Source organism: Bradyrhizobium sp. 23AC (genome assembly GCF_054863025.1).
In genome coordinates this window covers 75225-85760 of the sequence record NZ_JAVAYN010000003.1, presented here as the reverse complement: position 1 = coordinate 85760, position 10536 = coordinate 75225, and the positions used below count along the sequence as shown (strand labels likewise).

8 protein-coding genes are annotated in these 10536 nt (G+C 65.1%); 3 read left to right on the top strand and 5 right to left on the bottom strand.

The genetic code is table 11. The features are described 5' to 3' along the window. Window positions 1-127: 127 nt before the first annotated feature. Both RAD10_RS08845 and RAD10_RS08840 read right to left on the bottom strand, forming a co-directional pair. A complete protein-coding gene (locus tag RAD10_RS08845) occupies window positions 128-898 on the bottom strand; it encodes an SDR family NAD(P)-dependent oxidoreductase (RefSeq protein WP_461617142.1) in 771 nt (256 codons plus the stop codon). Window positions 899-1106: 208 nt separating this feature from the next. Next, window positions 1107-1394, bottom strand: a complete 288-nt coding sequence (locus RAD10_RS08840; RefSeq protein WP_212251384.1) for a hypothetical protein — start codon at window positions 1392-1394, stop codon at window positions 1107-1109. Window positions 1395-1452: 58 nt separating this feature from the next. Here RAD10_RS08840 and RAD10_RS08835 point away from each other — a divergent pair, with 58 nt between their 5' ends. The 3 genes from RAD10_RS08835 to RAD10_RS08825 all read left to right on the top strand — a co-directional run bounded on the left by RAD10_RS08835 (window position 1453) and on the right by RAD10_RS08825 (window position 7404). Further along, window positions 1453-2853, top strand: a complete 1401-nt coding sequence (locus RAD10_RS08835; RefSeq protein WP_461617141.1) for a CoA transferase — start codon at window positions 1453-1455, stop codon at window positions 2851-2853. 145 nt (window positions 2854-2998) lie between these two features. Beyond that, window positions 2999-4249 carry an efflux RND transporter periplasmic adaptor subunit gene (locus tag RAD10_RS08830; RefSeq protein ID WP_461617140.1) on the top strand — a complete coding sequence of 417 codons (1251 nt, stop codon included), beginning with the start codon at window positions 2999-3001 and terminating at the stop codon, window positions 4247-4249. Window positions 4250-4287: 38 nt separating this feature from the next. Continuing rightward, window positions 4288-7404, top strand: a complete 3117-nt coding sequence (locus RAD10_RS08825) for an efflux RND transporter permease subunit (RefSeq protein ID WP_461617139.1) — start codon at window positions 4288-4290, stop codon at window positions 7402-7404. A gap of 3 nt (window positions 7405-7407) precedes the next feature. Here RAD10_RS08825 and RAD10_RS08820 read toward each other — a convergent pair whose 3' ends face one another. From RAD10_RS08820 to RAD10_RS08810, 3 genes are read right to left on the bottom strand one after another with little or no spacing between them, the layout of a single operon-like run. Next, window positions 7408-8370, bottom strand: coding sequence for an amidohydrolase family protein (locus tag RAD10_RS08820; RefSeq protein WP_461617138.1), 963 nt, complete (start codon window positions 8368-8370; stop codon window positions 7408-7410). A 51-nt stretch (window positions 8371-8421) separates the two neighbouring features. Further along, entirely contained in the window at window positions 8422-8979 is a 558-nt protein-coding gene (locus tag RAD10_RS08815) for a P-loop NTPase family protein (protein ID WP_461617137.1), read from the bottom strand. 23 nt (window positions 8980-9002) lie between these two features. Continuing rightward, on the bottom strand, window positions 9003-10400 hold the full coding sequence (locus RAD10_RS08810) for a TolC family outer membrane protein (RefSeq protein ID WP_049801717.1): 1398 nt from the start codon (window positions 10398-10400) through the stop codon (window positions 9003-9005). Between the last annotated feature and the right edge of the window lie 136 nt (window positions 10401-10536).

The following is a 10536-nucleotide window of genomic DNA, read 5'->3' as shown; positions in this document are numbered from 1 at the left end:
CCACACGCTCAGCCGTCATACCCCGCGAAAGCGGGGTATCCAGTACGCCGCGGCTTCTCGGTTCTAGCCGCGCCGTCTCTGGAATACTGGATCGCCCGATCAAGTCGGGCGATGACAGTGTGCCCTTCTAAAAATTCACCCGGTTCGAGATCGCGCCGTCCACGACGAGATTCGATCCCGTCGTGAACCCCGACACCGGGCTTGCCAGAAACACCGCGGCGCTCGCGATTTCCTGCGGCGTGGCCATCCGGCCGGTCGGATTGCGCTTCATCGCGTCGTTGTAACGCTCCGGCATGTTCTTCTCGACCATCTCCCAGACGCCGCCCTTGAAATAGACCGTGCCGGGCGACACGACATTCACGCGGATCTTCTTCTTTGCATATTGCCGCGCCAGTCCTTTGGCCATGTGGATCAGCGCCGCCTTGATTGGGCCGTAGGAGCTGGCCGTGTCCGCCTGCGCCGCCGAGATCGAGGAGATGATGACGAAAGCGGCGTCGCCGCTTCTCTCGCCGCTCGCTTCGAGGAACGTCCGCGCGGCATCGAAGGCATGCACGGCGCCGAGAAGGTCGAGCTGGAAGTTCTGCTGCCAGGATGCGGCATCGTGGCCCTGCGCCATCGCGCCGGCATTGGAGAACAACAGGTCGACGCCGCCGAGCTCCTTTGCTGCACCCTCGATCCAGGATTTCAGCGCCGCGCCGTCGGTCACGTCGACCGGGCCGCCGGTGGCGTTGACGCCCTTCGCCTTCAGCTCGGCAACGGTGGCCGCAACCTGATCAGCATTGCGCGCGCACACCGCGACATTGGTGCCTTCACCGGCGAGCGTCTCCGCAATCGCCCGCCCGATGCCGCGCGTGCCGCCGAGCACGATGGCGTTCTTGCCTTTGAGACCGAGATCCATTGTTGGGTTTCCTTTTTGTTGGTCGTGGAGAGTGTAGCTGTTTCGGAAGAAGCCCAGAAGCCTCCACATGGTCATTGCGAGCGCAGCGAAGCAATCCAGAAATGCACCGGCGAAAAATAGTCTGGATTGCTTCGTCGCATCAGCGCAAAATTGCTATGCAATTTTATCGCGAGCTCCTCGCAATGACGTGGAGAGAAGTGGGGCCTCCTCACTCCGGCGCCGCGCCGACCGGCGGGCCGCCGGGCGGGCGATGCAGGAAGGTCAGCGAGGCGTAGGCGCCAGCCCATGAGCCGATTGCCGCGAAAGCGACATAGAACGGGTTCTCGGTGTAGCTGATCACGGCGTAGGAGGAGAGCATGTACCAGACGGCGCTCCAGTTCGCCGCTGACATGCGTTTGCGCGCGATCACGGCCGAGGTGAACATGACATAGACCGCGTCTGTGGCCGCCGTTGCGATGAACACGGCGCCTGCGGTAAGGGGGTCGATGGCGGCCATTGCATTTCCCTATGTGCTGATGGATGGTCGCTTGAAAAACTAAGGGAGAGAAGCGGCCATGCAAAGCCCTGCCGACATTCTCAAGCACATCTGGACCTCCGCCGGGGGTGATGCGCGGGCGCTCGAATGCGTACGGCTGAGCGGTGAGGAGCCTCAGCTTCCGTCCTCGTTCCGGGTCGCGATCGCCGGACAGACGACCATCGCCGCGGCCGGCCTTGCCGCCGCTGAGATCTGGCGGCTGCGCAGCGGGCAGACGCAGGACGTAAGCGTCGACATCCGCCACGCCGTCGCCGAATGCCGCTCCGAGCGTTATCTGCGCCTCGACGACAAGCCGCCGCCGTCCGCCTGGGACGCGATCGCCGGCGTCTACAAGACCGCCGACAATCGCTTCGTTCGCTGCCACACCAATTTCCCGCATCACCGCGACGCCGTCTGCAAGGTGCTCAGCTGCGAGCCCGAGCGCGACAAGGTGCAGGCCGCGCTGATGCAATGGAAGGGCGAGGATTTCGAGACTGCGGCTTACGCCGCGGGCGGCGTCGTTGCGCTTATGCGCTCCTACGACGAATGGTCGGCGCTGCCGCAGGCGCGCGCGCTCGCCGAGTTGCCGCTGCTCTCGATCGAGAAGATCGGCGAGGCCCCGCCAAAGCCGTGGCCAAAAGGCGATCGTCCGCTTGCAGGCGTGCGCGTGCTCGATCTCTCCCGCGTCATCGCGGGGCCCGTCGCCGGCCGCACACTCGCCGCGCATGGTGCGGATGTGCTGCTGGTGTCAGGGCCGGAACTGCCCGCCATTCCCTGGCTCACCATCGACACCGGCCGCGGCAAGCTCACCACCTTCATCGCGCTGAAAAGCGAGACGGGCAAGGCGCAGTTGCGCGAACTGTTGCGGGACGCCGACATCTTCTCGCAAGGCTATCGCCCGCGCGCGCTCGCCGCCCTCGGCTTCGCACCCGAGGATGCCGCGCAGATCAATCCGGGCATCGTCTATGTGACGCTGTCGGCCTATGGCCACGCCGGCCCCTGGGCCGAGCGGCGCGGCTTCGATTCCCTCGTGCAGACCACGACCGGATTCAATCATGCCGAGGGACGCGCTGCCGGTCTCGATGGTCCCAAGGAATTGCCGGCACAGATGCTTGATCACGCCACTGGCTATCTGATGGCGTTCGGCGCGATGATGGCCAAGGTGCGTCAGGCGCGCGACGGCGGCAGCTGGCACGTGCGTGTGTCGCTGGCGCAGACCGGACGCTGGCTTTGGAATCTCGGCCGCCTCGATCGCGGACTGAACACCCCGGATCTTACGGGCGACGCCGTACATGCTGCGTTCATCGAGAGCATGCCATCTGGCTTCGGCATGTTGAAGGCGGTGCGCCATTCGGCGATGCTGTCGAAGACGCCGGCGCAATGGAGCCGTCCGGCAATGCCGCTCGGCAGTCATCCGGCACAGTGGCCGGCGCGAAGCTGACGTGAAGCTGACATGTCGCGAAATTTTAACGCAAACCGAAAGGCGCCCTGCGTTTTTTAGGTTGTTTGAACTCCCAATTCGGCACTATTAGCGCAACCGATAAGGCAGGCATCTGCCGAGATCGTCGCAGACACGACCGGGCTCCATGGTAGTTGAAAATACCAAGCGATTGCAGGTGTTTACAAAACAACGGGTGATCACATCCGTAGTTTTACTAGCTCTTGCCGGTGTCGGCGCCGGGGCCTACGGCTTCCTCTCTTCCGGGTCCAAGGAAAAGAAGCACTCCGAGATCTCCAGCCAGTCACGCAGGAATGCCCAGAACTTCACGCCGACGCCGTCCGAATGGGCGACGCTGACGATCGAGCCGGTCAAGGCCAAGGCCTTCCGCGCCGAATATGTCACCGAAGGCAAGGTCGCCGTCGACGAGGACCGCTCGACACCGGTGTTCTCGCCCTATGCCGGCCGCGTCACCAAGCTGCTGGCCAAGCCGGGTGAGATGCTGAAGCAGGGCCAACCGCTGTTCACGATCGAGGCCGCCGACACCGTGCAGGCCCAGAACGATTTCATCGCGGCGATGACCTCGCAGAACAAGGCGAAGTCGGCGCTCGAGCTCTCCGACATCCAGTTCAAGCGCGCCAAGGACCTCTACGAGGGCCATGCCATTCCGCTGAAGGATTATCAGCAGGCCGAAGCGACCCAGGTTCAGGCGCGGAACGACATGCGCTCCTCGGGGACCGCGCTGGAAGCTGCGCGCAACAAGCTGCGCATCCTCGGCTTCACCGACGAGACCATCAAGGCGTTCCAGGACAAGGGCGCCATCAATCCGGAAGTCACGATCTATTCGCCGATCGCGGGCACGGTCGTGCAGCGCAAGATCGGCCCCGGCCAGTACGTCAATTCCGGCGCCAGCGATCCGGTCTTCGTGGTCGGCGATCTCTCCACGGTCTGGCTCACCGCCTTCGTGCGCGAGAGCGACGCCGCCGCGGTCTGCATCGGCCAGGACATCACCGTCAACGTGATGGCACTGCCGGGCCGCCCCTTGACCGCCAAGATCAATTACGTCGCTGCCGCGATCGACCCCAACACCCGCCGCCTGCAGGTTCGCGCCACCATCGACAACAAGGACGGGCTGCTCAAGCCCGAGATGTTCGCCAACGTCACGATCTATTCGGCCGGCGATCGCGCAGCGCCCGCGGTGCCGAAGCAGGCGTTGATCTATGAAGCCGACAGGGTCCGCATCTGGGTCGCGCGCGAGGACAAGTCGGTCGAGCTGCGCCAGATCAAGATCGGCCTCATCAACGGCAACCTCGTCGAGGTCACCAGCAATCTGAAACCCGGCGAGCAGATCGTCACCAAAGGCAGCCTGTTCATCGACCGCGCGGCGTCCGGCAGCTGATCGACGACCCAAAAAATTGCAGACAAACTGAAGCTTGAATGGATCGTCTCGTCGCCCTTGCCGTCAACCGGCGCTTCCTGATGGTCGGGATGTTCGTCGCCGTGCTGATCGGCGGCGTCATCGCGTTCAACCAGCTCAACATCGAGGCCTATCCCGATCCGACCCCGCCGATGGTCGACATCGTGACGCAGAGCCCGGGGCTGTCGGCGGAGGAGATCGAGCGCTACATCACGATCCCGATCGAGACCCAGGTCGCAGGCCTGAAGAACATCACGACCATCCGCACCATCTCGCTCTATGGTCTCTCCGACGTCAAAATCCAATTCTCCTTCGCCTATACTTACGAAGAGGCGTTGCAGCAGGTGCTGAACCGCCTGGCGCAGCTGGCGCCGCTGCCGGGCAACGTGCAGCCGCAGATCTCGCCGCTCAGCCCGATCGGCGAGATCTTCCGCTACCGTCTCGTGGGTCCGCCGAACTACAGCGTGCTCGATCTCAAGACCATCCAGGACTGGATCCTGCAGCGCCGCTTCCGCGCCGTGCCGGGCGTCATCGACGTCACCGGCTGGGGCGGCAAGAGCAAGACCTATGAGCTCCAGGTCGACTTCAACAAGCTGGTCGCCAACGGTCTGACGCTGCCGCAATTGCTCCAGGCGGTCGGCAATTCCAACGTCAATGTCGGCGGCAACACCGTCAATATCGGCCAGCAATCGGCCGTGGTTCGCGGCGTCGGCCTGATCCGCTCGATCGACGATCTCGCCAATACCATGGTGGCGCAGACCGGCGGCAATCCGGTGCTGGTCAAGGACGTCGCCACCGTCACCGTTGGCCAGAAGCCGCGCCTCGGCATCGCCGGCCTCGACGAGTCCGACGACATCGTGCAGGGCATCGTCCTGATGCGCCGCGGCGAGCAGAGCTCGCCAACCATCAAGCGTGTCCACCAGCTCGTTCAAACCATCAACAACTCCAGCATCCTGCCGCCCGGCGTGCGCATCGAGCGCATCTACGACCGCGGGGACTTGATCGAGCTCACCACCCACACCGTCCTGCACAACATGGTGGTCGGCATTCTCTTGATCGTGCTGTTGCAGTGGATCTTCCTCGGCGATCTGCGCAGCGCGCTGATCGTTGGCGCCACCATTCCGTTCGCGCTGTTCTTCGCCGTCATCATCCTGGTGCTGCGGGGGGAATCGGCCAATTTGCTGTCGGTCGGCGCGATCGATTTCGGCCTGATCGTCGATGCCACCGTCATCATGGTGGAGGCGATCTTCCGCCGTCTGACCCAGACGACGCCGATGTCCGAGACCGAGCATATGTCCAATGAGACGCTGTTCGGCATGAAGAGCCACGCCATCCTCAGCGCGGCCGCCGACGTCTCGCGCTCGATCTTCTTCGCCGCGGCGATCATCATCGCAGCCTTCCTGCCGCTGTTCACGCTGTCGGGCGTCGAGGGCAACATCTTCGGGCCGATGGCCCGCACCTATGCCTATGCGCTGGCCGGCGGGCTGCTTGCGACCTTCACCGTCACGCCGGCGCTGTCCGCGATCATCCTGCCCGCGCATGTCGAGGAAACCGAGACCAGGGTGATGCGGATCCTGCACCGGTTGTACTCGCCGTTGCTTCAATGGGCGGTCGCCAACCGCAACATCGTGCTCGGCGGTGCGGTCGGCCTCGTGCTGATGACGGTGGCGCTCAGCCGGATGCTCGGCCTCGAATTCCTGCCGAAGCTGGAAGAGGGCAATCTCTGGATTCGCGCCACGCTGCCGCCGACCATCTCGCTCCAGGAAGGCAACAGCTACGTCAACGAGATGCGCAAGGTGATCCGCGCCCGGCCCGAGGTCGAGTCCGTCGTGTCTCAGCACGGCCGTCCCGACGACGGCACCGACGCAGCCGGCTTCTTCAACGCCGAGTTCTTCGCGCCGCTCAAGCCAATCAGCCAATGGCCCGGGACCCGCGACAAGGAAGAGCTGACCGCGCAACTGCTCAAGCAGCTCGACGATCGCTTCCCCGGCGTCGAGTTCAACTTCTCGCAATATCTCCAGGACAACGTTTCCGAAGCCGTCTCCGGCGTGAAGGGCGAGAACTCGATCAAGCTGTTCGGCAGCGACCTTCAGGCGCTCACCGACACCGCCAACAAGATCAAGTCGGTGCTGGCCACGGTGCAGGGCGTCACCGACCTTGCTGTGTTCACCTCGCTCGGGCAGCCGACCGTCCAGATCGATATCGACCGCGCCAAGGCCGCGCGCTACGGCCTTGCGCCGGGCGACATCAACGCCACGATCAAGGTTGCGATCGGCGGCGACACTGCGGGCGATCTCTACGAGTCCGGCTCCGATCGTCACTTCCCGATCATCGTCCGCCTCGCGCCGGAATACCGCCGCAGTGCCGAGGCGATCCAGAATTTGCGCATCGGCGCACCCGGGCCGAACGGCACCGTCACGCAGATCCCCCTGAGCGAGGTCGCCACCATCAGCCTCGTCTCGGGCGCGGCCTACATCTATCGCGAGCAGCAGGAACGCTATCTGCCGATCAAGTTCTCGGTGCGCGAGCGCGACCTCGGCAGCGCCATCAGCGAAGCTCAGCAGAAGATCGCCGAGCAGGTGCAGCTGCCGCCGGGCTCGCGCATGGAATGGGTCGGCGAGTTCGGCAATCTCCAGGACGCGATCCGGCGGTTGTCGATCGTGGTGCCGATCTCGCTGGCGCTGATCGGCGTGCTGCTCTGGTTCAATTTCGGCTCGATGACCGACACGCTGCTCGCGATGAGCGTGATCCCGATGGCGATCTTCGGCGGCGTGCTGGGCCTGTTGATTACCGGCACTGCGTTCAGCGTCTCCGCAGCGATCGGGTTCATCGCGCTGTTCGGCATCGCCGTGATGGACGGCATCATCATCCTGTCGCAGTTCAACCAACTCATCGAGGAGGGCATGGACCGCGCGAGCGCGGTGGTGCGCACCGGTGAGTTGCAGCTCCGGCCGGTGCTGATGACCTGCGTCGTTGCCGGCGTCGGCCTGCTGCCGGCGGCGCTGTCCGAGGGCATCGGCTCGCAGGTGCAGAAGCCGCTCGCGGTCGTCGTCGTCACCGGCATGATGCTGGCGCCGGTCGTGATCCTCGTGACCCTGCCGGTCCTGATCTCGTTCTTCTCGCGGCGCGCGCGCTGACCGTCAAAATCCGTAGAGTCGTGCCGGGTTGTCGACCAGGATCTTCTTGCGGACATCGGCATCCGGTGCCCACACCGGAAGCTGGTTGAGCAGGCGGCCGTCGTCGATCTGATAGAGCGGCGCGATGTCGGTGGGCTTGCGTCCCTCGACACGGCTCGAATCCGGATGCGGCCAATCGGTGCCCCAGACGATGCGGTCCGGATTCGCCGCGATCAGCGCACGTGCATAGGGCGCCATGTCCTGATAGTCGGGCGCGAGCTTCGACGAGCGATAGGCGCCGGAGATCTTCACATAGGCCTTGCCGGACTTCACCAGCGCAGCGAGATCGGAGAAACCCGGCTGCTCCAGGCCGAGCGAAGCTTCCAGCCCGCCGAAATGGTCGAACACGACAGGTACCGGCGCCGTCTCGACGAGGTCCTTGATCGCCGAGATCATAGGAAGCGTGGTGTAGAGCTGCACGTGCCAGCCGCGCGCCTTCATGCGCTCGACGGCGGTGGTGAAGCGTGACCTGCCGACATTGGGGTCGTTGACGCCGCCGGTTGCGAGATTGAGGCGCATGCCGCGGAAACCGTCCGCCTGCATCGCATCGAGCTGTGCCTCGGTCGTCTTGTCGTCGATCACGGCGACGCCGCGCGCATTGGCGCCGCGTGCCTTCATGCCGAACAAGGTCGACGAATTGTCGGTGCCGTAGACGCTGGGGGTGACGATCACCACGCGCTCGATATGCAGCGCCTTGTGCAGTGCAGCCATTTCTTCGGGGCTTGCCGGCTCGGGCGTGTAGACGCGCCCGGCGAAGAACGGAAACTTCTCGACGTCGCCATGAATGTGAGTGTGGCAGTCGCAGGCATGCGCGGGGACGTCGAAATTGACCGGCGTCGCAGGCTGCGCCGCGCGGGCGTGGGCTCTGTTGGTCATGGCTACTCCGGCGGCGAGGGAGGCAAGCAGGACGCTGCGTCGATTGAGCACGGTTTCTCTCCCTGGTTGTTTTATTTGGCAGTGTGCCGGGACGGTATCACATCAGCCGGATCGAAGCTGCGCTTCGTTGCATAGCTGCTCGACAAGGTCCGCAAGCGCGCGTGAGCCGTCGACGCGCACGACTGGGCAGGGCAAGCCCGCGAGCCAGGCTTCGTGCTTGGCGAGGCTGCGGCCGTCGCGGTCACCGGCCTCGTAATGCGAAGCCCATTCGACGAAGGCTTCGGTCTGCTCATGACGCCAGCCGCCCGGTGCGACGGCATCAGCACCGAAATGCGCGGCCTCGCGGGCGCGCAACCGCGTCAACCGTAGTTCGCGGGGCGTGACCACGAAGACCACGAGGTCGAAATACGCGACAAGTTCGTCGCCCCAGCCGGTGGCGGTTCCGCTCAAGACCCAGTCGTGCCGCGGTAGGAACATCTCGCGCATCAGGCGTAGCCGATCCGCGGCCGGGCGCGTCGTCTGGTAGGGCGGCGCGGTCGGCAGCCAGAAATAGTCGTCGCTATCGTGATGCGGCAGCGCAAGCCGCCCCGCGAGCGCCCGGCCGAGCGTCGTCACGCCGGAGCCCGAAGCGCCCGTCAGATGGATGCGGCGGCTTTTCATGGGCACCGGCCCGATAGATTGAACTACTGCCCCGACGGCGTGCGCAGCCCGTGCCAGGCGTCGCGGACCTGGTGGTAGTGAACCTCGGGCAGATAATCCGGCGTGTTCAGGCTGAGCGTCTTGACGTCGAGATGGCCGATGGCGCTGAGCAGCGTGTAGGAGGCGATGACGCGGTCGCGGTTGGCGCCGATCAGGCGGGCCTTGGCCTGGATCAGATCGGCCTGCGAGTTCAAGACGTCGACCGTGGTGCGTTGTCCGCCGGCGGCCTCGCGCTGCACGCCCTGGAGCGCGACGGTCGCAGCCTTCACTTCGGATTCCGAGGCCGACACGGTGATCTTGGCGCCTTCATTGGCCACCCAGGCGCTCACTGCCGCCGTGCGTGCCTGGTTGCGGACCTGATCGAGCACGAGCCGGCTCTGCGCCGTGATCTCCTTGGCCTGCCGGGTCTGCGCGGCGGCCTGGCCGCCGTCGTAGATCGGCGCGGTGACATTGGCGACGATCGAGGCCTGGTCCTCGGCGAAGGTGCCCAGCGTCGGGTCGTTGTTGCGGCTCTTGCTGGCGCTGCCCTGGATGGTGGCGCTCGGCAGCAATGAGCCTTCGGCGATGCGGATGTTGGTGGAGGCGACATCGACGTCGAAGCTGGCGGCCATCACCGCCGGGTGCTGGCGGATTGCCATCGTCATGGCGTCTTCGCGGCTCTTCGGCAGATAGCGATCGACGGCCTCGGCGGCCCGAAGCTGCGATGGCGCATTGCCGATCACTTGCGCATAGGTCGCCTGGCTGACGGCAAGCGCGACCTCGGCGGCGTTGAGATCGGCAAGGCCGCGGTTGAGGCGCGCTTCAGCCTGCGCGCTGTCGGTCGGCGTGACATCGCCGGCGTTGAGACGGCGCTGGGTGACCGAGAGCGTCTCGCGCAGGAAGGCGACGTTGGAACGCTGCGCCTCGACCAGCGACTGGTTGGCGAGCACGTTGGTGTAGGCGGTGACCGCGTCGAGCAGCACGCCCTGGCCGACATTGCGCAGCGCCTCGCGGCCCGACTGCACCTGGAGCTCGGCGGCCCGCACGTTGTTGGCGGTGCGGAAGCCGTTGAACAGGGTCTGCGTCACGGTGACGCCGATGATCCATGGCTTCAAATTGCCGGTCTGGATTGTGTTGTCGGGCAGCAGATTGCGCACCGATTGCAGGCCGGCGCTGAGGCTCGCCACGATCTGCGGCCGGTAACCGGCGAGGGCCTGCGGCACGTTCTCGTCCGTGGCGCGTTGTCGCGCACGTTCGGCATTAAGCTGTGGATTGGTCTGGTAGGCCTTGGCGAGGGCCTCCGGCAGGGCTTCGGCCCAGGCGGCGGAGGGCAGGGCGCAGCAGAGCGCCAACGTGGTCCATGTCGCAAGCACAGGACCCACGCCCGATCGATGCCGCGTCATCACGCGACCAGCTCTGGCGGTACGCCCAATCATGTAATCCCGCTTAACCCCGGCTGTCCGCCCCCGCCGACGGTGGCCTCTTAACTGTTTAACCAGCCGAGGTCCCGCAGGCAAACTGCCGCGGGGGAAACCCCCA

What these genes read in the sequence shown, in the direction of transcription:
- RAD10_RS08810 (WP_049801717.1), bottom strand. Translation starts at nt 10,400, where the DNA reads ATGACGCGGCATCGATCGGGCGTGGGTCCTGTGCTTGCGACATGGACC.
- RAD10_RS08815 (WP_461617137.1), bottom strand. Translation starts at nt 8,979, where the DNA reads ATGAAAAGCCGCCGCATCCATCTGACGGGCGCTTCGGGCTCCGGCGTG.
- RAD10_RS08835 (WP_461617141.1), top strand. Translation starts at nt 1,453, where the DNA reads ATGCAAAGCCCTGCCGACATTCTCAAGCACATCTGGACCTCCGCCGGG.
- RAD10_RS08825 (WP_461617139.1), top strand. Translation starts at nt 4,288, where the DNA reads ATGGATCGTCTCGTCGCCCTTGCCGTCAACCGGCGCTTCCTGATGGTC.
- RAD10_RS08845 (WP_461617142.1), bottom strand. Translation starts at nt 898, where the DNA reads ATGGATCTCGGTCTCAAAGGCAAGAACGCCATCGTGCTCGGCGGCACG.
- RAD10_RS08830 (WP_461617140.1), top strand. Translation starts at nt 2,999, where the DNA reads ATGGTAGTTGAAAATACCAAGCGATTGCAGGTGTTTACAAAACAACGG.
- RAD10_RS08840 (WP_212251384.1), bottom strand. Translation starts at nt 1,394, where the DNA reads ATGGCCGCCATCGACCCCCTTACCGCAGGCGCCGTGTTCATCGCAACG.